Genomic DNA, 23,173 nt, shown 5'->3' on the forward strand with positions numbered 1-23,173 from the left:
CATGCTTCCCACTCCCGCGCAAGTCCGCCAATACATCGCGGACGGCCTGTCCTGTGAACATCTCGACGTGCAAGGCGACGGCTCGCATTTCGACGCCGTCATCGTCAGCACCGCCTTCGAAGGCAAGCGCCTGATCCAGCGCCATCAGCTGGTCTACGCCGCGCTCGGCGACCGCATGAAGGCCGAGATCCACGCGCTGTCGATGCGCACGCTGACCCCCGCCGAATACCAGCAAGCAGGCAAGTGATGGATAAACTCCGCATCACGGGCGGTGCGCGGCTACACGGCGAAATCTCGATTTCCGGCGCCAAGAATTCGGCGCTGCCGATCCTGTGCGCGGGCCTCTTGACTGCCGATGCGCTGACCCTCACCAACGTGCCGCACCTGAACGACACGGCCACCATGCTGCGCCTGCTTGGCCGCATGGGCGTGCGCGCCGAACGCGGCACGGACGGCGTGGTGACGCTGCAGGCCGACCGCGTCGACAACCTGGAAGCGCCGTACGAGCTTGTCAAGACGATGCGCGCCTCCATCCTGGTGCTGGGCCCGCTGCTCGCCCGCTTCGGCGAAGCGCGCGTCAGCCTGCCCGGCGGCTGCACCATCGGCCAGCGGCCGGTGGATCAGCACATTAAGGGCCTGGCCGCGCTGGGCGCCGACATCAGCATCGAACACGGCTTTGTCGTCGCGCGCGCCAAGCGCCTGAAGGGCGCGTCCGTGCGCACCGACATGGTCACCGTCACCGGCACCGAGAACCTGCTGATGGCCGCTGTGCTGGCCGAAGGCCGCACCGTGCTGGAGAACGCCGCGCGCGAACCCGAAGTGGTGGACCTGGCCGAACTGCTCATCAAGATGGGCGCCCGCATCCAGGGGCACGGCACGGACCGCATCGTGATCGACGGCGTTGCCAGCCTGCACGGCGCCGAACACCGCGTCATTTCCGACCGCATCGAAGCCGGCACCTTCCTGTGCGCCGTGGGCGCGGCAGGCGGCGACATCCTGTTGAAGAACACCGACGCCAGCATCCTGGGTGCCACGCTGGACAAGCTGGCCGAAGCCGGCCTGACCATCGAGACCGGCCCGGACTGGATCCGCGGCGCGATGTCAGCGCGCCCGAAAGCCGTGGGTTTCCGCACGCATGAATACCCCGGCTTCGCCACCGACATGCAAGCCCAGGTCATGGCCCTGAATGCGGTCGCCGAAGGCACCTCGGTCATCGCCGAGACGATCTTCGAGAACCGCTACATGCACGTGCAGGAACTGCGCCGCATGGGCGCCGACATCGACATCGACGGCCACACCGCCGTCGTGCGCGGCGTCACGCGCCTGTCGGGCGCAACCGTCATGGCCACCGACCTGCGCGCCTCGGCCAGCCTCGTCATCGCCGGCCTGGCGGCCGACGGCGACACGCTGGTCGACCGCATCTACCACCTGGATCGTGGCTACGACCAGATGGAAGTCAAACTACGCGCCCTGGGCGCGAATATCCAACGCGTTACCGGCAAGGAACAGGCATGAAACACAATAGCCCCCACGCTGCGCCTTCGGCTTGCTGCCCCCCGAGGGGGCTGCCCCGCCTTGGGACGGCCCGGCGGCAAGGCGGCCCCCACGCTGCGCCTTCGGCTTGCTGCCCCGCGAGTGGGCCCGTTCAATTTGAGGCGGCTCGGCAATGAACAATGCCACGACGAAACCCCTGACCCTGGCGCTGTCCAAGGGCCGGATCTTTGAAGAAACCATGCCGTTGTTGGCCGAGGCCGGCATCGAAGTGACGGAAAGTCCGGAAAGCTCGCGCAAGCTGATCCTGCCGACCAGCGACCCTGGCCTGCGCCTGATCATCGTGCGCGCCTCCGACGTGCCGACCTACGTGCAATACGGCGCGGCCGACCTGGGCATCGCGGGCAAGGACGTGCTGATCGAGCACGCCAAGGAACAGCCCGGCGGCCTGTACCAGCCCATCGACCTGAACATCGCCAAGTGCCGCCTGGCCGTGGCGGTGCGCAACGGCTTCGACTACGAAGGCGCCGTGCACCAGGGCGCGCGCCTGCGCGTGGCCACCAAGTACGTCCACTCAGCCCGTGAACACTTTGCGGCCAAGGGTGTGTACGTCGATATCATCAAGCTGTATGGTTCGATGGAACTGGCGCCGCTGGTCGGCCTGGCCGACTGCATCGTCGACCTGGTGTCCACCGGCGGCACGTTGCGCGCCAACGACCTGGTCGCCGTGGAAGACGTCATGCCGATCTCGTCGCGCCTGATCGTCAACCAGGCCGCGTTAAAGACCCGCGGCGCCCGCCTGCAACCGCTGCTGGACGCCTTCGAAAGAGCCGCCTCCCGCAACGCCTGACCCCCGCCCGCCGCGACGCGCGGCGGCCGCTTTCCGCTTTGCTGCATGACGCCATGGCCCTGATCAATCGTCTCGACTCCCGCGATCCCGGATTCAAATCCGCCCTGTCCAAGCTGCTGGCCTTCGAGGCCACCGAGGACGAGTCCATCGACCGCGCCGCCGCCGGCATCCTGGCCGACGTGCGCACCCGCGGCGACGCCGCGCTGGTGGAATACACGCAGCGTTTCGACCGCATGCCGGGCGCATCGGCCGCCACGCTGGAAATCCCCAAGGCCGACTGGCATGCCGCGCTTGCCACGCTGCCGGCCGCCCAGCGCAATGCGCTGGAAGCCGCCGCCGACCGCGTGCGCAGCTACCACGAACGCCAGCGCGCCGAGACCTGGACCTACACCGACGCCGAAGGCACGATGCTGGGCCAGCAGGTGACCCCGCTGGATCGCGTGGGCCTGTACGTGCCGGGCGGCAAGGCCGCCTATCCGTCGTCGGTACTGATGAACGCCATCCCGGCCAAGGTCGCGGGCGTGCCGGAACTGATCATGGTCACGCCCACGCCCGACGGCGTGCGCAACCCGATCGTGCTGGCCGCGGCCGCCATCGGCGGCGTGGACCGCGTGTTCGCCATCGGCGGCGCGCAGGCCGTGGGCGCACTGGCCTACGGCACCAGCACCGTGCCGGCCGTGGACAAGATCGTTGGCCCGGGCAACGCCTATGTCGCCGCCGCCAAGCGCCGCGTGTTCGGCACGGTCGGCATCGACATGATTGCCGGCCCCAGCGAAATCCTGGTCATTTGCGACGGCAAGACGCCGGCCGACTGGATCGCCATGGACCTGTTTTCGCAAGCCGAGCACGACGAACTGGCGCAGTCCATCCTGCTCTGTCCCGACGCCGCGTTCATCGAGGAAGTCGAAGCCGCCATCGCGCGCCTCCTGCCCACGATGCCGCGCGCCGACATCCTGCGCGTCAGCCTGGCCAACCGCGGCGCGCTGATCCAGGTCCAGAGCCTGGACGAGGCCTGCCAGATCGCCAACGACATCGCGCCCGAGCACTTGGAAATCTCCACCGAACAGCCCGAGATCTGGACCGCCAAGATCCGCCACGCCGGCGCGATCTTCATGGGCCGCTTCAGCTCGGAAGCGCTGGGCGATTACTGCGCGGGCCCGAACCACGTGCTGCCCACGTCCCGCACGGCGCGCTTTTCGTCGCCGCTGGGCGTGTATGACTTCCAGAAGCGCTCCAGCCTGATCCAGGTCTCGCACGCGGGCGCCCAGACGCTGGGCCGCATCGCCGCCGAACTGGCGCTGGGCGAGGGCCTGCAGGCGCACGCCGCCAGCGCCCAGTACCGGATCGACAAGCCATGAGCGCGGCCCCGGCGGCAAGCGTCGCCGGCCGCATCGCCGGCACGGTCCGCGCCGATATCCGCGAACTGGCCGCGTATCCGGTGGCCCACGCGGAAGGCTGCATCAAGCTGGACGCGATGGAATGCCCCTACGAGCTGCCCGACGCCGTCCGCGACGACATCGCCCGCACCGTGCGCGACACGGCGCTGAACCGCTATCCGGCGGCGGACCTGTCCGCGCTGCAGCAGGCGGTTAAGGCCAGCTTCGGCGTGCCCGATGGCGCCGACGTGCTGTTCGGCAACGGTTCGGACGAACTCATCCACATCGTCGTGCAGGCCTGCTGCAACCCGGGCGATACGGTGATGTCGCCCTGGCCGTCGTTCGTCTATTTCGACATGGCGGCCCGTTTCGACCACGCTCGCTTTGTCGGCGTGCCGCTGACCGATGATCTGACCCTGGATTTGCCGGCCATGCTGGCCGCCATCCGCGAACACCAGCCCAAGGTTGTGTTCCTGGCCGTGCCCAACAACCCCACCGGCGGGCTCTGGTCCGACCACGACGTGCAGGCGATCATCGCCGCCGCCCCCGGCCTTGTGGTGCTGGACGAGGCCTACCAGCCCTTTGCCGAGCGCAGCTGGATGCCCCAGGTGCTGGACGCGCCCAACGTGGTCGTCATGCGCACGGTCTCCAAGATCGGCCTGGCGGGACTGCGTTTCGGCTACATGGCCGGCCATCCGGACTGGATCGCCGAACTGAACAAGGTGCGCCCGCCCTACAACCTGGACGTACTGACCCAGGCCACGCTGATGACGGTCCTGCGGCACAAAGACGTGCTGGACGAGCAGGCCGCGCGCCTGCGCGCCGACCGCGAACCGCTGGCCGCCGCCCTGGCCGCCTTGCCCGGCGTCAGGGTATTCCCTTCCGCCGGCAACTTCATACTCGCGCGCTTTTCCGGCAAGCTGGACGGCAACGCCGTGCATCTTGCGCTGAAAACGCGCAAAATATTGATTCGTAACTTCTCCAACGCCCATCCGCTCCTGGCCAACTGCCTGCGCATCTCGGTGGGCGCCCCGGCTGAGAACGCCGCCTTGCTGGCTGCCCTGCAAGAGATTTTGAGTGCTTAACATGCGTACCGCAGAGATCACCCGCAACACCAACGAAACCCGCATCCGCGTGGCCATCAACATCGACGGCACCGGCAAGCAGACGATCGACACGGGCGTGCCCTTCCTGGACCACATGCTGGACCAGATCGCGCGCCACGGCCTGATCGACCTCGACATCAAGGCCGAGGGCGACCTGCACATCGATGCGCACCATACGGTGGAAGACGTGGGCATCACGCTGGGCATGGCGATCGCCAAGGCCGTCGGCACCAAGGCCGGCCTGCGCCGCTACGGCCACGCCTACGTGCCGCTGGACGAAGCGCTGTCGCGCGTCGTGGTGGACTTCTCGGGCCGCCCCGGCCTGGAATACCACATCCCGTTCACGCGCGCCCACATCGGCAATTTCGATGTAGATCTCACGCGCGAGTTCTTCCAGGGGCTGGTCAACCACGCGCTGATCACGCTGCATATCGACAACCTGCGCGGTTTCAACGCCCACCACCAGGCGGAAACCGTGTTCAAGGCCTGTGGCCGCGCCCTGCGCATGGCCATGGAAGTCGACCCGCGCATGGGCGACGTCGTGCCCTCCACCAAGGGCGTGCTGTAACGTTCGCCAACCCCACCGCACCAGGCAAAAGAAGTGACCACTATCGCCATCGTCGACTATGGAATGGGCAATTTCCACTCCGTCGCACGCGCCCTGAAGTTCGCCGCCCCCGATGCGGACATCCGCATCTGCAACCAGCCCCAGGACATCGACGCGGCTGACCGCGTGGTGTTTCCGGGCCAGGGCGCCATGGCGGACTGCATGCGCACCCTGAATGAATCCGGCCTGCGCGAAGCGGTCGTGCGCGCCGCGCGCAACAAACCCCTGCTGGGCGTCTGCGTGGGCGAACAGATGCTGTTCGACTCCTCTGAAGAGGGCGGCACGTCCTGCCTGGGCCTGTTCCCCGGCGTCGTGCGCCGCTTCTCGGGCCCGCGCTTTGCCGACCTGATCGCCGCCGACGACGAAGCCTGCCTGGCCGACACCGGCGCGGCCGGCGCGGTCGATACGCGCCCGGAACGGCTGAAAGTGCCGCACATGGGATGGAACAAAGTTCGCCAGACGCGCTCTCACCCTATCTGGGACGGCATTCCGGACGACACGCACTTCTATTTCGTCCATAGTTACTACGCCGACCCGGACGATTCCGGCCTGACTGTTGGTGAAACCGATTATGGCGTCGCCTTTACCTGCGCAGTGGCGGCAGCTAACATTTTCGCGGTGCAGTTCCACCCCGAAAAGAGCGCCGAGCACGGTTTGCGCCTGTATCGCAATTTTGTAGACTGGCAGCCGTAGGCCTAGAGCCTGCTGCGCCAGCCCATTCAACCCCTCTTTCTTTTTTGCTGCCCACCATGCTGCTGATCCCCGCCATCGATCTTAAAGACGGGCGCTGCGTGCGCCTGCGCCAGGGTGACCTGGACGATGCAACGGTGTTCTCCGAAGACCCCGCCGCCATGGCCACCCGTTGGCTTGACCAGGGCGCGCGCCGCCTGCATCTGGTCGACCTGAACGGCGCCGTTGCCGGCAAGCCGAAGAACGAAGCGCCCATCAAGGCCATCCTGGACGCCGTCGGCGACGACATCCCCGTCCAGATCGGCGGCGGCATCCGCGACCTCGACACCATCGAGCGCTACCTTGACGCCGGCATCTCCTACGTGATCATCGGCACCGCCGCGGTCAAGAACCCGGGCTTCCTGCAAGACGCCTGCGGCGCTTTCCCCGGCCAGATCATCGTCGGCCTGGACGCCCGCGACGGCAAGATCGCCACCGACGGCTGGAGCAAGCTGACCCGCCACGACGTGCTCGACCTGGCCAAGAAGTTCGAAGACTACGGCTGCGAAGCCATCATCTACACCGACATCGGCCGTGACGGCATGCTGTCGGGCGTCAACGTCGAAGCCACGGTCCGCCTGGCCCAGCACGTGCGCATCCCCGTGTACGCTTCGGGCGGCATCGCCGGCATCCAGGACATCGAAGCCCTGTGCGCCGTCGAGGAAGAGGGCGTCGAAGGCGCCATTCTGGGCCGCAGCATCTACGAAGGCACGCTTGATTTCCAGGCAGCCCAGGCTCGCGCCGACGAATTGGCAAAATGACCACCTCCAGCAGCACCCCCGGGGCCGGCGCGCCCGTCCAGAGCGCGCTGACCCGCCGCATCATCCCTTGCCTTGACGTCACCGCCGGCCGCGTCGTCAAGGGCGTGAACTTCGTCAACTTGCTGGACGCCGGCGACCCCGTCGAGATCGCCCGCCGCTACAACGAGCAGGGCGCCGACGAACTCACCTTCCTGGACATCACCGCCACCAGCGACGGCCGCGACCTGATCCTGCCCATCATCGAGCAGGTGGCCTCGCAGGTCTTCATCCCGCTGACGGTGGGCGGCGGCGTGCGCCAGGTGTCCGACATCCAGCGCCTGCTGAATGCCGGGGCCGACAAGATCAGCATCAACAGCGCGGCCGTGGCCAATCCGGAACTGGTCCGCGCCGCCTCCGACTACCATGGCTCGCAATGCGTGGTCGTGGCCATCGACGCGCGCCGCGTGTCGGCGGCCGGCGAGCCCGCGCGCTGGGAAGTCTTCACGCACGGCGGCCGCAAGGCCACCGGGCTGGACGCCGTGGCCTGGGCGCGCCGCATGGCCGCCTATGGCGCGGGCGAGATCCTCTTGACCAGCATGGACCGCGACGGCACCAAGTCGGGCTTCGACCTGGAACTGACCCGCGCCGTGTCGGATGCCGTGCCGGTGCCCGTCATCGCCTCCGGCGGCGTCGGCAATCTGCAGCATCTGGCCGACGGCGTCACCACCGGCCGCGCCAGCGCCGTACTGGCCGCCAGCATCTTCCATTTCGGCCAGCACACCGTTGGCGAATGCAAACGCTTCATGGCCGAACAAGGTATTGCAGTAAGGTTGGACTGATATGAGCAATGAACCCACCTGGATGGCCGACGTCGTTTTCGACGAAAACGGCCTGATTCCCGCCATCGCGCAAGACTTTGAAAACGGCCAGATCATGATGGTGGCCTGGATGAACCGCGAAGCGCTTGCCGAAACCGCCGCCACCGGCCGTGCGGTGTACTGGTCGCGCTCGCGCCAGCGCCTGTGGCGCAAGGGCGAGGAATCCGGCCACGTCCAGGAAGTGCATGAACTGCGCCTGGACTGCGACGGCGACGTCATCCTGCTGAAAATCCACCAGGAAGGCGGCATTGCCTGCCACACCGGCCGCGCCAGCTGTTTCTACCGCCGCCTGGAAGGCCAGACGGACCAGGCGTCCTGGGTCACGGTGGACCCGGTGCTCAAAGACCCGGAAATGATCTACAAATGACCGATCAAGCCTTAAGCGCCGCCGATATCCTGGCGCGCATCGCCGACACGCTGGAAACCCGCCGCCCCGAAAACGGCGGCGACCCCGCGGCATCGTATTCCGCCAAGCTGCTGGCCAAAGGCCCCGATTCCTTCCTGAAGAAGATCGGCGAAGAAGCCACGGAGCTGGTCATGGCCGCCAAAGACGGGGTGCCCGAGCGCATCGTCAGCGAAACGGCCGACCTGTGGTTCCACTGCCTGGTCGCGCTGACCCATTTCAACCTGCGGCCGGAAGACGTGCTGGCCGAATTGGCCCGCCGCGAGGGCCTGTCGGGCCTGGCCGAGAAGGCAAGCCGCCCCAAAGACTGACCACGGAGCCCCGGAAAATGAGCGACAACTGTCTTTTCTGCAAGATCGCCGCTGGCGACATCCCGTCCAAGAAGGTCTACGAGGACGAGGACTTTGTTGCATTCCACGATATCAATCCGGCCGCACCGGTGCATTTACTGCTGATCCCTCGACGTCATGTCACATCCATGCAGGATATTACGGGTGAGGACGCAGGTTGGTTGGGTAGAATGATGTCGTTGGCGCCGCGGCTAGCAGCCGAAAACGGTTGCCGTCCGGGCCCTGATGGCGGATTTCGCATCATGATCAACTCTGGCGTCGAAGGCGGCCAGGAAGTCCCGCATTTGCATTTCCACATCATCGGCGGCTCGCGGCCCTGGAAAGGGCGCGTAGCCCCCACCGCGTAATTCGGAGAAACATCATGGGTAGTTTCAGCATTTGGCATTGGTTGGTCGTTCTGGTCATCGTGGCGCTGATTTTCGGCACCAAGAAACTGCGCAACATCGGCTCGGACCTGGGTGGCGCGGTGAAGGGTTTCAAGGAAGGCATGAAGGACGCCAACGGCGAAAAGCCGGCCGACCCGATCGCGCAGCAGCGCGTTTCCGGTGAAACCATCGACGTGCAGGCCAAGGAAAAGACCAACTCCTGAGCCCCGGCTCGTCTCCCGGGCCTGCCCTGAACGGGCCGGCCCTTATTGCTTCAATTCCCGAGCGGCCGTCGAATGTTTGATGTCAGCCTCACTGAACTGATGGTGATCGGCGTCGTCGCCTTGATCGTCATTGGCCCCGAACGCCTGCCCAAGGTAGCCCGCACCGTCGGCCACCTGCTTGGGCGCGCGCAGCGTTACGTCAATGACGTGAAGTCCGATATCCAGCGCGAAATCGAACTCGACGAACTGCGCAAGTTCAAAAACGAGATGGAAGACGCCGCGCAAGGCGTGCAGCAGTCGCTGAACGACACGCACGCCTCGCTGCAGGAACCCGTCCAGCAATTCCGTGCGGAACTCGACGAAGTCGCCCGCGAAGCCAGCGGCAAGGTCGCGCCGGTGATCGTGGGGGATGCCTCGGCCGGGAACGCCTCCACGGCCAACGCCCCCGCCGAAGCCGCCCGCACCATCGCGCCGCCGGGACAGAATCACAGCCTGGATCTGGGTCTGCCTGAGGTGTCCGAACGCAGCCCCGCGCCGGCCACTCTCCCTACCTCGGCTTCCGCGTCCGCCCCCGCTACCGTCCCGGCTCCCGCTACGGGTCCGGTCCACGGCCCGGTGATCGCACCCGCTGCCCCCCGACAACCCGCCCCGGCGCCCAGCGCGCCCAAGGCTGACGAGGCCGCCCAGCCCGTCACGCCCTCCGGAACACCGACGTGACCCAGGACGCCTCCCAAGAAGAAGGCCAGCAAGAGACCTTCATCTCTCACCTGGTCGAATTGCGCACCCGCCTGCTGCGCGCCGTAGGCGCCGTGGTGGCCGTGTTCATCGTATTGTTCATCTACCCCGGCGCATCCGCCATCTATGACGTGCTGGCCGCGCCCATGCTGGCCTCGCTGCCCGAAGGCACGCGCATGATCGCCACGGGCGTCATCACACCGTTCATGGTACCCGTCAAGGTCACGATGATGGCCGCCTTCATCGTGGCGCTGCCGGTGGTGCTCTACCAGGCCTGGGCCTTCGTCGCGCCGGGCCTGTACCGGCACGAAAAGCGCCTGGCGCTGCCGCTGATCATCTCCAGCACGTTCCTCTTCATCGCGGGCATGGCGTTCTGCTATTTCGTGGTGTTCCGCACGGTCTTTCACTTCATCGCCACGTTCGCGCCGCAATCCATCACGCCGGCACCGGACATCGAGGCCTACCTGAGCTTCGTCATGACGATGTTCATGGCCTTCGGCATCACCTTCGAAGTGCCCGTGGCCGTCGTGCTGCTGGTGAAGATGGGCATCGTCGAACTGTCCAAGCTGAAGGCGGCGCGCGGCTATGTCGTGGTCGGCGCCTTCATCATCGCCGCGGTCGTCACGCCGCCCGATGTGGTCAGCCAGTTCATGCTGGCGGTGCCGCTGTGCCTGCTTTACGAAGTGGGGCTGATCTGCGCGCGCATGGTGTCGCCCAAACCAGGTGCCGCCACCGACGAAGAAACCGCGGATTCCCTGACCGAACGGCACTGATCCTGCGGCTGGCGGGGATGGCAGGGCAAGATAGGACTGATTGACTCTTGCCCGCTCCTTGCCTGCAATCCTACATTGCAGGCATGTCGCTTGCCCAAAGGCTGCGCGCCCTGATGCGGTGGCGCGGCATCCACAGCCAGAATCAACTGGCACGCATCTCCCGCGTGCCGCAATCCTGCATCCATCGCATCCTTACCCGCGAAGACCGCTATTCGCCGTCTCGCGGCACGCTGCTGCGCCTGGCCACCGCGCTTGAGACCAGCGTGCCCTGGCTGACCGACGGCGTGTTGAGCGGCGCCGAGCCCGGCCCCCACGGTTTATCCACCGGCAAGGACGGCTTGCACCCCGCCACGCAAACTATCACGCCGGCCATCGACGGCTACTGCGCGGAAATCTGCGCCCTGCTGCGGGAACAGCCCGACAGCACGAAGAAAACCGTGCTGTCGGTAGTACGGCTGCTGGTGGAGGGGCCCGGGCCCGGTCCCGGTCCCGCGCCCTGACCGCTTAACGGCCTAGGGGTTTAACGGGGCTGGCCCGGCCGCGTGCCCACCACGATGGACACGTCCTGCGGTTTGCCCCCGCGCAAAATGCCCAGGGTGGCGCGCTGGCCTGGAGGCTGCTGCGCAATTTCCGCCAGAAGCTGGGCCGTATCCGTCATGCGCTTGCCATTGACCGACTGCACGATGTCGCCCACGCGCAGGCCGCCGCGCGCCGCGGGGCCGTCGCGCATCACGCCCGCGATGATCGCGCCTTTCGCATCCGCGCCCAGCCCGAAGGCCCGCGCCAGTTCGGGCGTGACGTCCTGCGGCTCCACGCCTAGCCAGCCCCGCTTGACCCCGCCCGTCTTGACGATGTCGTCCATGACCTTGCGCGCGATCTCGATGGGCGTGGCAAAACCGATGCCCATCGATCCGCCCGATTCGGAATAAATGGCCGTGTTGATGCCGACCAGATTGCCCTCGGCGTCCACCAGCGCGCCGCCAGAGTTACCGGGGTTGATGGCGGCGTCCGTCTGGATGAAGTTCTCGTACGTGTTCAGGCCCAGCCCGTTGCGGCCCAGCGCCGACACGATGCCTTGCGTGGTGGTCTGCCCCACGCCGAACGGATTGCCGATCGCCAGCACCACGTCGCCCACGCGCAGCCCCCGGTCGGGCGCCAGCGTGGCGGCGGGCAGGGCGCGCAACGTGCTCAGCTTCAGCACCGCCAGATCGGTGTCGGGGTCGGCGCCCACCACCTTGGCGGTGTCGCGGCGTCCGTCGGTCAAGGCCACCTCGATCGCGTCGGCCGCCTGCACGACGTGGTAGTTCGTCAGCACGTGGCCGTCCTGGTTCACGATGACGCCAGAGCCCAGGCTGGTCGTGGCCTGGCGGCGGCTGACGCCCGGAACCTGGCCGAACAGCTGGCGCAGCACGGGATCGTCGGGTAGCGGAATCAAGGGCACGTTGACGTGCTTGGTCGTGTAGACGTTGACCACCGACGGCGCCGCGCGGGCAACGCCGTCGGCGTACGACACCGGCCCCACGCCGCTGCCCGCGGGCGCACGGGCCGCCGCCGAGGCGGCCACCGCGGCGGGCGGTGACGCCCCCGGCCCCGCCAGGCGCAGCAGGTCAGGCCGCAGGGTCGTGACCACGAATAGAATACCCAGGCAGACCGTGACGGCCTGAGCAAAGATCAGCCAATATCGGCGCATGATTCTAGATAGGACAAGCAATGAAAAAAGTGGACTCCCACGTGCTGGCCAGCTGGCTGGACGACACCCTGCAAGCGGCGCGCTTCAAGGACTACTGCCCCAACGGCTTGCAAGTGGAAGGCCGATCTGAAGTCGGACACATTATCACCGGTGTCACCGCCAGCGAAGCCCTGTTGCGCACGGCGGTCGAACGCGGGGCCGACGCGGTGCTGGTGCATCACGGCTGGATGTGGCGCAACGAAGACCGCCGCATCATCGGCACGCGCCGCACGCGCATGGCGCTGGCCTTGAAGAACGACCTGAACCTGTACGCCTATCACCTGCCGCTGGATGCGCACCCGACGCTGGGCAACAACGCACAACTGGCTCGCGTGCTGGGACTGACCCCGGAACGCCGCGACGACGGCTCTGCCCGCACCTGTGGCCAGGACAACCTCGTCTGGCTGGGCGAGGCCACCGGCGTGCAGACGCTGGGCCAACTGGGCGCGCGCGTGGCCGAACGTCTGGGCCGGCAGCCGCTGGTCGTGGGCGATCCGGACCAGCCCGTGTCTCGCGTGGCATGGTGTACCGGCGGCGCGCAAGGCATGCTGGGCGATGCCGTGGACGCGGGCGTCAGCGCCTACATCACGGGCGAAGTCTCGGAGTCCACCGTGCACCTGGCGCGCGAGACCGGCGTGGGCTTCATCGCCGCCGGCCACCACGCGACCGAGCGTTTTGGCGCGCAAGCGCTGGGGCAGGCGGTCGCCGAGCACTTCGGCATCAAGGTGGAATTCGTCGACATCGACAACCCGGCCTAGCAAACGCCGCGCACGCCCCGTCATCCGCCCCCGAAAGGGGGCGTTTTTATTTCATGACGCCAACGTCGACATGGGCGTCGCAAGCCCCTGAATCCGCCGCACTCGGCTCCGGGAAAACCAGAGGGTGCGGTCAAAGCAGCGCCTGTGCGTCGCATCTGGTCAATCGCGGTTCTCTCCCTGTCAATTCTGGCCGCAGCCCCAGCCCTAGCATTCCATGCAGCCGCCCGCAGCCGATCTCCTTCCCGGCCGGGCCTCCTTCACACGGAGCCACTGAATGCTGACCCTCTACGACCACCCGCGCTCCGGCAACTGCTACAAGGTCCGCCTCTTTCTTGCCCTCATCGGCAAAACCTACCAACGCACGTTTGTCGACGTGTTGGCCCGCAAGAACCAGACGGCGGAATTCGAGCGCATCAGCGCCTTCCAGCAGGTCCCCGCGCTGATCGATGGCGGCACCGCCATCTGGGACAGCCACGCCATCCTGCTGCACTTGGCGCACCACTACGCCCCCGAATGGCTGGCGCCGCTGCCCAGCATCGGCGCCATGCACGCCTGGCTATCGGTATCCGCCAACGAAATCGCCAACAGCCTGCAACCGCTGCGCTTGACGCACGTGGTCAGCAACGCCGAAGCCGCGCACCACCTGGGCGTGAACGAAGCACTGCTCGACATCCCCGGCATGCAAGCCCGCACCGACCGAGTCCTCTGCCGCATGGACAAGCGCTTGACGGAACACCGGTGGCTGGCCGGCACCGATGTACCGAGCTTGGCCGACATCGCCTGCTACGGCTACGCGGCGCTGGCCGAGGAGGCCGCCATCGACATCACCGCCTATCCAGCCGTGGCAGCGTGGCGCGAACGCATACGGCAGTTGCCGGGATACGTGCCCCCAGGCCCCTGAGCCCCCGCACGCCACGACAAAAAACCAATACGACAAGAGGAAAAACCATGGACGCCATACCGGCCGTGCAGCCCGCTGCCCGCTCACACAAGAAACCGAACCTGCTCCGGGTCGCCGTTGCGACCGTCATCGGCACCGCCGTGGAAGCCTTCGACTTCCTCGCCTACGGCACCGCCGCGGCGCTGGTTTTCAACAAGATCTTCTTTCCGCAGTTCGATCCGGTGACCGGCACGCTGGCGGCCTTTGGCGCATTCGCCAGCGGCATGCTGGCGCGGCCCATCGGCGGCATCCTGTTCGGCCACTTCGGCGACCGCGTCGGCCGCAAATCCATGTTGACGTTGAGCCTGTTGCTGATGGGCCTGTGCACCGTGCTCATCGGGCTGCTGCCCACGTATGAACAGATCGGCATCTCGGCCGCGGTGCTGCTGGTCGTGCTGCGCATCGGCCAGGGCCTGTCGTTCGGCGGCGAGATGGGTGGCGCCATGCTGATGGCCGTCGAACACGCGCCGCCGAAGTGGAAGGCGTTCTTCGGCAGCCTGCCGCTGGTGGGTGCGCCCCTGGGCATCCTGCTGTCGGTGGGCTCCTTCGCGCTGGTGACGCGGCTGCCGGAAGCAGACTTCCTGTCCTGGGGCTGGCGCCTGCCGTTCCTCGCCAGCGCCGTGCTCATCGTCGTGGGCCTGTTCATCCGCCACGGCATCGATGAATCACCCGAGTTCGAGCAGGTCAAGCGCGAGCGCGCGCAGGCCAGGCAACCGCTCGCCAACAAGGTGCCGCTGCGCGAACTGCTGCGCGCGCACGGCAAATCGCTCTTGCTGTGCATCGGCTGCAAGATCGCCGAGGTCACCTTGATCTATACCTTCCTGGTGTTCTCGGTATCCTACGCCGTGTCCAAGCTGGGTTTCAGCCGCGCCGACGCGCTGCACGCCTTGCTCTACGGCGCCGGCGTGCTGATGTTCACCATCCCGCTGTTCGGCGTCCTGGCCGACCGCATCGGCGCGCGCCGCGTCTGCGGCTGGGGCGGCATGTTGCTGGGGCTCATGGCCATTCCGATCTTCATGGCGGTGGGCAGCGGTTCGCTCATGGCATACAGCCTTGCCGTGTTCGTCGCCATGGCGTTGAACTACGCGATCATGATCGCGCCCCAGTCCAGCCTCTACAGCGCCCAGTTCCCCCCGGAGCTGCGCTATTCCGGGCTGTCCATCGGGGTCCAGTTCTCGGCGGCCATCGGCGGGGGCCTGGCACCGCTGATCTCGGCCACGCTCGTCCAGAAGTTCGACAGCATCCTTCCCGTCGGCGTCTATCTGGCCTTCCTGGGCATCGTCGCCGGCACCTCGGCGTTCCTCATGAAACCCACGGCCCAGGACTTGCGCCGCGGCTGACGCGCCCCAGCCGTCCCGCAGCGGCGGCGCGACCTACGCGCCGCCGCTGCCGCTTCTGGCCGTCTTCCGATACAAGGCGGGAGACATGCCGAAGCGCTCGTGGAAGCGCCGGATGAAATGGCTGGCGTGCTGGAAACCGCAAGAGACGGCGATCTCCTTGACCTCGACGTGCGAGCGCCGCGGGTCCTCCAGCGCCTCCCTGGCCAGTTGCAGGCGGCGCTCGCGCACATAACTCGTGTATTGCAGCGAACGCATCTTGAACAGCCGGTGCACCCAGCGTGTGGTCACGCGCAGCACATCCGCCACCGCCTGCACCGACAGGTCCGGATCGGTGATGTGGGCATCGATGTAGCTCGCCAGCACCTGCCAGTTGTCCGCCGGCGCCCGCGCGTCACCCGGTATCTTCTCCAACGCCTGGCTGGTGTAGATCGAGGCCAGCAGCGCCAGCAGGGCCTGCTCGGCAAAGAGCGACGAGGTGGGATTGGATTCCGCCTTGTCGAAAAATACGTGATGCAGGCAGCGATGGGCGGTCTGCACCATCGGTAAGCCGGCCACGCCGCGCTGCGCGGTGAACTGCGACATCGCCAGGCTGTGCGCGCCCAGCAGGCGCGAAAGCGGCCCCTTCACCACCACGATGCGCGAATCGGTGTACATCCGGATCTCGGAGGGCAGTGCGGTCGTGCGAAAGATGATGTCCCCCGGCTCCAGCGGCAGGGTCGCTTCGTTCTGAACGATGACGCCATGCCCCGCGATCACGAAACTTGCCAGGAACTCCGCGTGGTCCAGGTCGGCCGCGTGCTCCGCGCGATGGTGCACGCTGATCGGCGTGGATTCCAGGCTGACCACCAATCCGCCCGCACGCAGTCGACAGGCCTGCAACTGCAGCCTGGGCTGCTCCGTCAACGCCCGGAACTCGCCCGGCAGGACGAGCTTGTCCAGCTCGCGCTCATAGCCGGCGATCTCTTGCGCGTAAAAGGGGCGGAACTGGGGTGCAAAGTTGAGATCCGCCTCGGAACAGGCGGGCCGGGCGGGAGCGTTCACGGTCTGGCTGGCGCTGGGCATGCTCGGAATTCTCCGTCGGGCCGGCCGACAACGGCCGAAAAACGCCTGCCGTCCTGTCGCATTGAGTCAACCCGCGTTCGTGATCGGTCAATTGCAGGCCGCGCTGGCGGGCGTGTAATTGAGCCATTATCCCCAAGGAGACCCCATGCTGGAAAAACAAGCTCATGCCGACGCCTTCTTTGCGCGCTCCGCGAACAAGCTCGACTTCGGAAACTGGGGCGAGAAGGAAAAGGTGGCGCTGAGCTGCCGCATTCTCGCCAGCGAAGGCCATTCGGAAACCCTGGCAGGCCAGATCACCGTGCGCAAGGAAGACGGCACGTTCCTGACCACGCCCTTGGCCCAGGCGTTCGACGAAATCGATCCGGCTTCGGTCATCCGCATCAACGAGGACATGGAAGTGCTTGAGGGCCCGGGCACGCCCAACCCCGCCGTGCGCTTCCATTTCTGGGTCTATCGCCAGCGCCCCGACGTGCAATGCATCATCCACACGCACCCGCCGCATGTGTCGACCTTGTCGATGACGGGCCAGCCGCTGGTCGTCGCGCACATGGACGCGACTCCGTTTCACAACGACTGCGCGCACCTGAAGGAATGGCCGGGCCTGCCCATCGCCGACCAGGAAGGCGAGATCATTTCAGCGGCGCTGGGCGACAAGCGCTGCATCCTGCTGGCCAACCATGGATTTCTGGCCGCGGGATCCTGCGTGGAAGAGGCGCTGTACCTGTCGGTGCTGATCGAACGCGCGGCCCGCAATCAGTTGCAGGCAGCCGCCGCCTACGGCGAAGTAAAACCGGTGAATGATGCACTGGCCGCCGAATCGCATGACTTCCTGCTCAAGCCCAGCATCGTGCGGGCGAGCTTCGCCATGTTCGCGCGCCGCGTCGAACGGCAAATGGCCGCGCGATAGCGCACGCGGGCAACAAACCGCAGCCGGGATCCGCGCGTGGGCGGGTCCCGGGCCTGCGGCAAAGACAGATCAGGGCTTTTTGAGCAGGTCGCGGATTTCGCGCAGCAGCGCCACGTCTTCCGGCGTTGCGGCCGGTGCGGCCGGCGCTTCCTCGGCCTTGGTGCGGGCCTTGTAGATGGCCTTGACCATCCAGAAGATCACGAACGCCAGCAACACGAAGTTGATGATGATGGTGACGAAATTACCCCACGCGAACACGTTTGCGCCCGCTTTGGTGAGGTCGGCATACGTCATCGGGCCGTTGTAGCCGGCCGGCATGGACAGCACCAGGAACTTGTTCGAAAAATCGACCGAGCCGCCAAGGATGAAGTTGACCAAAGGCATGACGATGTCTTTGACGAGCGAATCGACGATCCTGCCGAACGCTGCACCGATAATGACACCTACCGCCAAGTCGACCGCATTGCCTTTTACGGCGAAATCTCGGAATTCTTTGACGAAACCAGTTGCTTTGCTCATAAAAGCACTCCCTTCGTGATACGCCCGTCAGTGGGCTGGCGCTATAATACGCGGTTGCTATGTTGTTACATATTCCCGCGAACCCGATGCCGCAGAAATGATGCTACTCGTAGAGCGGGCGCATCAACAAGGATAGGAAGATGAGTCAGGATACGCTGGTGCACGATGATGACGGTGCGGTTGATCCCAACCTGCCACCTGATCCTTCGCGACGTTTCTGGGTTACCACCGCCTGTGCTGTGGGTGGCGTAGCAGGTGTCGCAACGGCTTTGCCGCTTGTGAGCACATTTTCTCCCTCTGAAAAGGCCCGTGCGGCCGGGGCCCCTGTAGAAGTGGATATCGGCGATATACCCGTCGGCACCATGAAGACAGTGGAATGGCGTGGGAAGCCGGTGTGGATCATTCACCGTTCTCCCGAACAGCTCGCCGCCCTGAAAGCGCTGGACCCTCTACTGGCCGATCCCGATTCCAAGCGGCCTGGCTTCACTCCCAAATACGCCGAAAACGAAGCTCGCTCGCGCAAGCCCGAGATCTTCGTCTGTGTCGGCATCTGTACCCATCTGGGCTGCTCGCCCACCTCGCACTTCGAAACAGGCGGCGGTGGCGGCATGGGCGCCAATTGGCAAGGCGGATTCCTCTGTCCGTGCCACGGCTCCACGTTCGACCTGGCTGGCCGGGTCTACAAGAACAAGCCTGCTCCCGATAATCTCGAAGTACCGCCTTACCAATATCTCAGCGACACCCGCATCATTGTGGGCGTTGATGAAGACAACAAGGCCTGACGCTCGCGTCGCGCTTTTTTCCCGAATTACGTAAGTAAAACAAATACGCCACGTATTAGAGAAGGAGCCGTTACATGGCTGGCGAGAAAACCGTCGAGACGACAGGCCTGTTGGGCTGGCTGGACCGGCGCTTTCCGGTGACCTCCACCTGGAAAGCCCATCTGTCCGAGTACTACGCACCGAAGAATTTCAACTTCTGGTATTTCTTTGGCTCTCTGGCCTTATTGGTCCTGGTGCTGCAGATCGTGACCGGCATTTTCCTGGTCATGCATTACAAGCCGGACGCCGAACGCGCGTTCCAGTCCGTCGAATACATCATGCGCGAGGTCCCTTGGGGCTGGCTGGTGCGCTATATGCACTCCACCGGCGCGTCGATGTTCTTCGTCGTCGTGTACCTGCACATGCTGCGCGGGCTGCTTTACGGTTCCTACCGCAAGCCGCGCGAACTCGTGTGGATCTTCGGCGTGGCGATTTTCCTCTGTCTGATGGCCGAAGCTTTCTTCGGCTACCTGCTTCCCTGGGGCCAGATGTCGTATTGGGGCGCCCAGGTGATCGTGAACCTGTTCGCGGCCATTCCGTTCATCGGCCCTGAACTGTCGATCTGGATCCGCGGCGACTACGTCGTGTCGGACGCCACGTTGAACCGCTTCTTCGCCTTCCACGTCATCGCGATTCCGCTGGTGCTGGTCGGCCTGGTGGCAGCTCACCTGGTGGCGCTGCACGAAGTCGGCTCGAACAACCCGGACGGCATCGAGATCAAGCAGGGCCCGAAAGACAAGTACGGCCGGCCCAAGGATGGCATCCCGTTCCACCCGTTCTATTCCGTGCATGACCTGATGGGCGTGGCGGGCTTCCTGCTCGTGTTCGCGTTCATCGTGTTCTTCGCGCCGGAAATGGGCGGGTACTTCCTCGAGTTCAACAACTTCATCCCTGCTGACTCGCTGAAGACGCCTCCGCACATCGCTCCGGTCTGGTACTTCACGCCGTTCTACTCGATGCTGCGCGCCACCACCGACGAATTCACGTGGGTGCTGGCAGGCGCATCGGTGCTGGGCGCCATCGCGTTGCTCGTCAAGAGCAACCTGAAGGGCATCCTGCGCGTGGCCATCCCCGGCATCCTGATCGTCGTGGCCGTGCTGCTGCGCGTGATCGACGCCAAGTTCTGGGGCGTGGTCGCCATGGGCGGCACGGTCGTCATCCTGTTCTTCCTGCCGTGGCTGGACCATTCCCCGGTCAAGTCGATCCGCTACCGCCCCACGTGGCACAAGTGGATCTACGGCATCTTCATGGTCAACTTCCTGGTGCTCGGCTACATCGGTACGCAGCCGCCCAGTCCGCCGTTGAACATCACGTCGCAAATCGGCACGCTGCTGTACCTGGCATTCTTCTTCCTGATGCCGGTCTGGAGCCGCCTTGGCACCTTCAAGCAAGTGCCTGAGCGCGTTACGTTCCACGCCCACTGAGCCCCACCAGATAACGGATTAACCATGATCAAGAAGCTGATTGGTGCCGTGGCCTTGATGCTCACGTGTACCGCCGCATTCGCCGCCGAAGGCGGGTTCCCGCTGGACAAGGCGCCGTACCGCGTCAACGACATGGCGTCGCTGCAAAACGGCGCCAAGCTGTTCGTCAACTACTGCCTGAACTGTCATAGCGCATCGTCGATGCGCTACAACAAGTTGAAGGACATCGGGCTGACCGACCAGCAAATCAAGGAAAGCCTGCTGTTCACCGGCGAAAAGGTGGGCGACATGATGACTGTCGCCATGACGCCCAAGGACGCCAAGAAGTGGTTTGGCACGACGCCCCCGGACTTGTCCGTGATCGCCCGCGCCAAATCGGTCAACGCCGGCCCGTCCGGCGCGGACTACATCTATACCTACCTGCGCACCTTCTACCGCGATTCGTCGCGCGCCACCGGCTGGAACAACCTGGTTTTCCCGGCCGTGGGCATGCCCCACGCGCTCTGGGAACTCCAGGGTCCGCGCGAGCTGACGACCGTGGCCATGCATGAAGTGGAAGTCAAGGATGCCAAGGAAGGCGCACCCAAAACCTGGGAACGCGTCACGACGGTGTACGATGCTCAAGGTTTTTCCACGGTCAAGGCCGAACCGGTAGCTGATTACCGCGGCCATGCCACCTTTGATGCCAAATTTAAGGCCGCCAACCCGGCCCAAGTCGCAACATACGACAACGACGTCGCAGACCTGACCGCGTTCATGTCCTGGATGGCCGAGCCCGTCCAGACGTTACGCGTCCGTATCGGCGTCGGTGTCATGTTGTTCCTGCTGTTGTTCTTCCTGGTTACGTGGCGCTTGAACGCTTCGTACTGGAAGCACGTGCGCTAACCGCAACGCCCCGCCAGGCATACAACCGTCCCCGTTTAAAAACAGGGACGGTATTGGCGGATAGGGCTGTACGCCTATCCCGCCTGGCAATCGGGGCCAGCGCCTGCTAGATTTAGGCGCTGGCCTTTCGTTTTTCATAAAGGACTTTCACCATGATGGTGCTCTATTCCGGAACCACGTGTCCGTTTTCGCAACGCTGCCGCTTCGTGTTGTTCGAAAAGGGTATGGATTTCGAGATCCGCGACATCGACCTGTACAACAAGCCCGAAGACATCTCGGTGATGAACCCGTACGGTCAAGTGCCCATTCTGGTCGAGCGCGACCTGGTCCTGTACGAGTCGAACATCATCAACGAGTACATCGACGAGCGCTTCCCGCACCCGCAGCTCATGCCCGCTGATCCGGTCATGCGCGCCCGCACCCGCCTGTTCCTCTACAACTTCGAGAAGGAACTGTTCGTTCACGTCTCGACGCTGGAAGACCGCAGCGCCAAGCCGGACGAGAAGAAACTGGCCCATGCCCGCCAGAACATCCGCGACCGCCTGGCCCAGCTGGCCCCCATGCTGCTGAAGAACAAGTACATGCTGGGCGAAGAGTTCTCCATGCTGGACGTGGCCGTGGCTCCGCTGTTGTGGCGCCTGGACCACTACGGCATCGAACTGCCCAAGAACGCGGCTCCGCTGCAAAAGTACGCCGAACGCATCTTCTCGCGTCCGGCCTACATCGAAGCGCTGACGCCTTCGGAAAAAGTGATGCGTCGTTAAGGCTGTTGTGTGATGGGTGAAACTTCGACCAAACCGTATCTGATCCGCGCACTGCACGAATGGTGCACTGACAACGGCTACACGCCGTACATCACCGTGCAGGTCGACGAGCACACCATGGTGCCCGTCGCGCATGTACGTGACGGTCAGATCACACTGAACGTGGGCACGCTAGCCACCAACCGTCTGGTGCTGGGCAATGAATTCATCGAATTCCAGGCCCGCTTCAGCGGCGTGACCGAAAACGTCTACGTTCCCGTCGGCGCCGTCAGCGCCATCTACGCGCGCGAAACCGGCGCCGGCATGGGCTTCGAAGTGCAGCCCTACGAACCGCCGGCAGCCGGTGCACAAGGCGTGGCGGATACCGCCGCGCCCGAAAGCACCGATGCCGAGGCCACGCCGGGCGACGACGGCGGTGATGACGACGAACCCAAGCGTCCGCGCCTGACTATCGTCAAATAGCCGCCGCGATGCGGGGACGGCGCGCCTGGCGCAATGTCCCTGCAAGCCAGACTGATTCCCGCGCTCCGTGCCAGGCAGGATGCCCATCCTGCTCGCGCGGGGCGTTTTGCTGCGCGGCGTTTACGCACGTCGCCCCAGCACGGCGGCGCTGAACCGCCGCCATGCGGAAGGCTGTATTCCGGCACGCGTCGGCCCGCACACGGCGGCAGCGTTTTTTCATTACAATGCAGTCCCTGCGCGTGCCCTGGCACGCCAAGCCGGTGTAGCTCAGTTGGTAGAGCAGCTCACTTGTAATGAGAAGGTCGAGGGTTCGATTCCTTTCACCGGCACCAATGAGATCAACGATCTAGGCCGTTTCCTTCGGGGGCGGCCTTTTTCGTTTGCGTAGTTCTGGTGTAATCGTGCTGGCAAAGCGTCCTTCAAGCTTGACCATTGCCGCCTGGATGTGATCTCCATCCTGGTGGGCATAGCGGGCCACCATGGCGAGGGTCTTATGCCCGCTCACACGCTGCACCGTCGGCAGAGCCACGCCGGCCTGTACCAAGTGCGACACGGCGGTATGCCGGAGCGTATGCCGAACCACCTGCGCCGAGTTCAGGCCAGCCCGCGCCACCGCAACACGGAAGGGGGCTTCTCGATGGCCACCGTGTGGCCTGATTTGGAGCGCCTGGACGCCGGGGAGAGCCACGGGGTATCCGCTGGTACCGACTCCCGGAGATAAACGTCCAGGAAAGCCGCTAGCGCCGCCGTGATCGGTTGCTCACGTGCGCCGGCCTTCGCCTTCGGCAGGTAGATCATGCGGCGCCCCAATTGGATATCTTCCTTGCGGATGCTCAACACCTCGCGCTTGCGCATAGACGTGCTCACCGCGATCAGCACGAAGGGGTAACCTTCCCCTCCCCGGCCGGACTCTCCCCTAATTTCTCGCATCTCCA

General features: G+C 65.2%; 30 protein-coding genes and 1 tRNA gene. 26 read left to right on the top strand and 5 right to left on the bottom strand.

Annotation, left to right across the window (positions count from 1 at the left end; genetic code table 11):
• Nucleotide 1 precedes the first annotated feature (1 nt).
• The 16 genes from AC3WMU_RS26350 (at nucleotide 2) to AC3WMU_RS26425 (ending at nucleotide 11,127) form a co-directional block, all read left to right on the top strand.
• Complete coding sequence (locus AC3WMU_RS26350) at nucleotides 2-247, top strand: BolA family protein (RefSeq protein WP_006224541.1); 246 nt, start codon at nucleotides 2-4, stop codon at nucleotides 245-247.
• Nucleotides 247-1,515, top strand: a complete 1,269-nt coding sequence (gene murA, locus AC3WMU_RS26355) for a UDP-N-acetylglucosamine 1-carboxyvinyltransferase (RefSeq protein WP_006224540.1) — start codon at nucleotides 247-249, stop codon at nucleotides 1,513-1,515. Before AC3WMU_RS26350 ends, murA begins: the two co-directional genes overlap by 1 nt.
• Before the next feature lie 151 nt (nucleotides 1,516-1,666).
• The gene (gene hisG, locus AC3WMU_RS26360) at nucleotides 1,667-2,341 is read left to right on the top strand and encodes an ATP phosphoribosyltransferase (RefSeq protein WP_006224539.1); all 675 of its coding nucleotides are present in this window, start codon (nucleotides 1,667-1,669) and stop codon (nucleotides 2,339-2,341) included.
• A gap of 53 nt (nucleotides 2,342-2,394) precedes the next feature.
• Nucleotides 2,395-3,699, top strand: a complete 1,305-nt coding sequence (hisD, locus tag AC3WMU_RS26365) for a histidinol dehydrogenase (protein ID WP_492283176.1) — start codon at nucleotides 2,395-2,397, stop codon at nucleotides 3,697-3,699.
• Nucleotides 3,696-4,802: a histidinol-phosphate transaminase gene (hisC, locus tag AC3WMU_RS26370; protein ID WP_492283177.1), complete on the top strand. Its 1,107-nt coding sequence runs from the start codon at nucleotides 3,696-3,698 to the stop codon at nucleotides 4,800-4,802. Before hisD ends, hisC begins: the two co-directional genes overlap by 4 nt.
• 1 nt (nucleotide 4,803) lies before the next feature.
• A complete protein-coding gene (gene hisB / locus AC3WMU_RS26375; protein WP_006216836.1) occupies nucleotides 4,804-5,391 on the top strand; it encodes an imidazoleglycerol-phosphate dehydratase HisB in 588 nt (195 codons plus the stop codon).
• 33 nt (nucleotides 5,392-5,424) lie between these two features.
• Entirely contained in the window at nucleotides 5,425-6,123 is a 699-nt protein-coding gene (gene hisH / locus AC3WMU_RS26380) for an imidazole glycerol phosphate synthase subunit HisH (protein ID WP_280027253.1), read from the top strand.
• 56 nt (nucleotides 6,124-6,179) lie between these two features.
• On the top strand, nucleotides 6,180-6,920 hold the full coding sequence (gene hisA, locus AC3WMU_RS26385) for a 1-(5-phosphoribosyl)-5-[(5-phosphoribosylamino)methylideneamino]imidazole-4-carboxamide isomerase (RefSeq protein ID WP_006224535.1): 741 nt from the start codon (nucleotides 6,180-6,182) through the stop codon (nucleotides 6,918-6,920).
• Complete coding sequence (gene hisF / locus AC3WMU_RS26390) at nucleotides 6,917-7,738, top strand: imidazole glycerol phosphate synthase subunit HisF (RefSeq protein WP_006224534.1); 822 nt, start codon at nucleotides 6,917-6,919, stop codon at nucleotides 7,736-7,738. Before hisA ends, hisF begins: the two co-directional genes overlap by 4 nt.
• Nucleotide 7,739: 1 nt before the next feature.
• Complete coding sequence (gene hisI / locus AC3WMU_RS26395) at nucleotides 7,740-8,144, top strand: phosphoribosyl-AMP cyclohydrolase (protein WP_006224533.1); 405 nt, start codon at nucleotides 7,740-7,742, stop codon at nucleotides 8,142-8,144.
• Nucleotides 8,141-8,491 (top strand): phosphoribosyl-ATP diphosphatase, encoded by a 351-nt coding sequence (locus tag AC3WMU_RS26400; RefSeq protein WP_427958389.1) that lies wholly within the window; start codon nucleotides 8,141-8,143, stop codon nucleotides 8,489-8,491. The genes hisI and AC3WMU_RS26400 overlap by 4 nt, the downstream gene beginning before the upstream one ends.
• Nucleotides 8,492-8,508: 17 nt before the next feature.
• Nucleotides 8,509-8,877, top strand: coding sequence for a histidine triad nucleotide-binding protein (locus AC3WMU_RS26405; protein WP_006224531.1), 369 nt, complete (start codon nucleotides 8,509-8,511; stop codon nucleotides 8,875-8,877).
• A 14-nt stretch (nucleotides 8,878-8,891) separates the two neighbouring features.
• Nucleotides 8,892-9,119, top strand: a complete 228-nt coding sequence (gene tatA, locus AC3WMU_RS26410; protein WP_006216828.1) for a Sec-independent protein translocase subunit TatA — start codon at nucleotides 8,892-8,894, stop codon at nucleotides 9,117-9,119.
• 72 nt (nucleotides 9,120-9,191) lie between these two features.
• Nucleotides 9,192-9,836 carry a Sec-independent protein translocase protein TatB gene (gene tatB / locus AC3WMU_RS26415; protein WP_424625676.1) on the top strand — a complete coding sequence of 215 codons (645 nt, stop codon included), beginning with the start codon at nucleotides 9,192-9,194 and terminating at the stop codon, nucleotides 9,834-9,836.
• A complete protein-coding gene (gene tatC, locus AC3WMU_RS26420) occupies nucleotides 9,833-10,627 on the top strand; it encodes a twin-arginine translocase subunit TatC (protein WP_006224529.1) in 795 nt (264 codons plus the stop codon). Before tatB ends, tatC begins: the two co-directional genes overlap by 4 nt.
• An 83-nt stretch (nucleotides 10,628-10,710) precedes the next feature.
• Nucleotides 10,711-11,127: a helix-turn-helix domain-containing protein gene (locus tag AC3WMU_RS26425; protein ID WP_280027250.1), complete on the top strand. Its 417-nt coding sequence runs from the start codon at nucleotides 10,711-10,713 to the stop codon at nucleotides 11,125-11,127.
• Between the two features lie 20 nt (nucleotides 11,128-11,147).
• On the opposite strand, the gene AC3WMU_RS26430 is transcribed toward AC3WMU_RS26425, so the two are convergent.
• Complete coding sequence (locus AC3WMU_RS26430; protein WP_006224527.1) at nucleotides 11,148-12,317, bottom strand: trypsin-like peptidase domain-containing protein; 1,170 nt, start codon at nucleotides 12,315-12,317, stop codon at nucleotides 11,148-11,150.
• A 20-nt stretch (nucleotides 12,318-12,337) separates the two neighbouring features.
• On the opposite strand from AC3WMU_RS26430, the gene AC3WMU_RS26435 reads away from it, so the two are divergent.
• From AC3WMU_RS26435 to AC3WMU_RS26445, 3 genes are all read left to right on the top strand, one after another.
• On the top strand, nucleotides 12,338-13,114 hold the full coding sequence (locus tag AC3WMU_RS26435; RefSeq protein WP_492283178.1) for a Nif3-like dinuclear metal center hexameric protein: 777 nt from the start codon (nucleotides 12,338-12,340) through the stop codon (nucleotides 13,112-13,114).
• Nucleotides 13,115-13,388: 274 nt separating this feature from the next.
• Nucleotides 13,389-14,015, top strand: coding sequence for a glutathione S-transferase family protein (locus AC3WMU_RS26440; RefSeq protein ID WP_492283179.1), 627 nt, complete (start codon nucleotides 13,389-13,391; stop codon nucleotides 14,013-14,015).
• A 47-nt stretch (nucleotides 14,016-14,062) separates the two neighbouring features.
• The gene (locus AC3WMU_RS26445) at nucleotides 14,063-15,394 is read left to right on the top strand and encodes an MFS transporter (RefSeq protein ID WP_492283180.1); all 1,332 of its coding nucleotides are present in this window, start codon (nucleotides 14,063-14,065) and stop codon (nucleotides 15,392-15,394) included.
• Between the two features lie 33 nt (nucleotides 15,395-15,427).
• Here the strand turns inward: AC3WMU_RS26445 and AC3WMU_RS26450 are convergent, their stop codons facing one another.
• The gene (locus AC3WMU_RS26450) at nucleotides 15,428-16,456 is read right to left on the bottom strand and encodes an AraC family transcriptional regulator (RefSeq protein ID WP_315134442.1); all 1,029 of its coding nucleotides are present in this window, start codon (nucleotides 16,454-16,456) and stop codon (nucleotides 15,428-15,430) included.
• Nucleotides 16,457-16,601: 145 nt separating this feature from the next.
• Here AC3WMU_RS26450 and AC3WMU_RS26455 point away from each other — a divergent pair, with 145 nt between their 5' ends.
• Nucleotides 16,602-17,363 (top strand): aldolase, encoded by a 762-nt coding sequence (locus tag AC3WMU_RS26455; protein WP_088589763.1) that lies wholly within the window; start codon nucleotides 16,602-16,604, stop codon nucleotides 17,361-17,363.
• A gap of 69 nt (nucleotides 17,364-17,432) precedes the next feature.
• On the opposite strand, the gene mscL is transcribed toward AC3WMU_RS26455, so the two are convergent.
• Nucleotides 17,433-17,882, bottom strand: coding sequence for a large conductance mechanosensitive channel protein MscL (gene mscL / locus AC3WMU_RS26460; RefSeq protein WP_006224521.1), 450 nt, complete (start codon nucleotides 17,880-17,882; stop codon nucleotides 17,433-17,435).
• A gap of 140 nt (nucleotides 17,883-18,022) precedes the next feature.
• Here mscL and petA point away from each other — a divergent pair, with 140 nt between their 5' ends.
• The 6 genes from petA (at nucleotide 18,023) to AC3WMU_RS26490 (ending at nucleotide 22,570) form a co-directional block, all read left to right on the top strand.
• Nucleotides 18,023-18,664, top strand: coding sequence for a ubiquinol-cytochrome c reductase iron-sulfur subunit (gene petA, locus AC3WMU_RS26465; protein WP_006224520.1), 642 nt, complete (start codon nucleotides 18,023-18,025; stop codon nucleotides 18,662-18,664).
• Nucleotides 18,665-18,738: 74 nt separating this feature from the next.
• The gene (locus tag AC3WMU_RS26470; protein WP_006224519.1) at nucleotides 18,739-20,127 is read left to right on the top strand and encodes a cytochrome b; all 1,389 of its coding nucleotides are present in this window, start codon (nucleotides 18,739-18,741) and stop codon (nucleotides 20,125-20,127) included.
• 24 nt (nucleotides 20,128-20,151) lie between these two features.
• Nucleotides 20,152-21,012, top strand: a complete 861-nt coding sequence (locus AC3WMU_RS26475) for a cytochrome c1 (protein WP_006224518.1) — start codon at nucleotides 20,152-20,154, stop codon at nucleotides 21,010-21,012.
• Between the two features lie 152 nt (nucleotides 21,013-21,164).
• Nucleotides 21,165-21,776, top strand: coding sequence for a glutathione S-transferase N-terminal domain-containing protein (locus AC3WMU_RS26480; RefSeq protein WP_006224517.1), 612 nt, complete (start codon nucleotides 21,165-21,167; stop codon nucleotides 21,774-21,776).
• Nucleotides 21,777-21,788: 12 nt separating this feature from the next.
• Nucleotides 21,789-22,238, top strand: coding sequence for a ClpXP protease specificity-enhancing factor (locus tag AC3WMU_RS26485; protein WP_006224516.1), 450 nt, complete (start codon nucleotides 21,789-21,791; stop codon nucleotides 22,236-22,238).
• A gap of 256 nt (nucleotides 22,239-22,494) precedes the next feature.
• Nucleotides 22,495-22,570: transfer RNA gene (locus AC3WMU_RS26490), tRNA-Thr, on the top strand.
• A gap of 14 nt (nucleotides 22,571-22,584) precedes the next feature.
• Here AC3WMU_RS26490 and AC3WMU_RS26495 read toward each other — a convergent pair.
• Both AC3WMU_RS26495 and AC3WMU_RS26500 read right to left on the bottom strand, forming a co-directional pair.
• Nucleotides 22,585-22,926 (bottom strand): tyrosine-type recombinase/integrase, encoded by a 342-nt coding sequence (locus tag AC3WMU_RS26495; RefSeq protein WP_492283181.1) that lies wholly within the window; start codon nucleotides 22,924-22,926, stop codon nucleotides 22,585-22,587.
• Complete coding sequence (locus AC3WMU_RS26500; RefSeq protein ID WP_492283261.1) at nucleotides 22,833-23,117, bottom strand: hypothetical protein; 285 nt, start codon at nucleotides 23,115-23,117, stop codon at nucleotides 22,833-22,835. Before AC3WMU_RS26500 ends, AC3WMU_RS26495 begins: the two co-directional genes overlap by 94 nt.
• Nucleotides 23,118-23,173: the final 56 nt, after the last annotated feature.

This window comes from Achromobacter sp. FW305-C-13, from assembly GCF_058783475.1.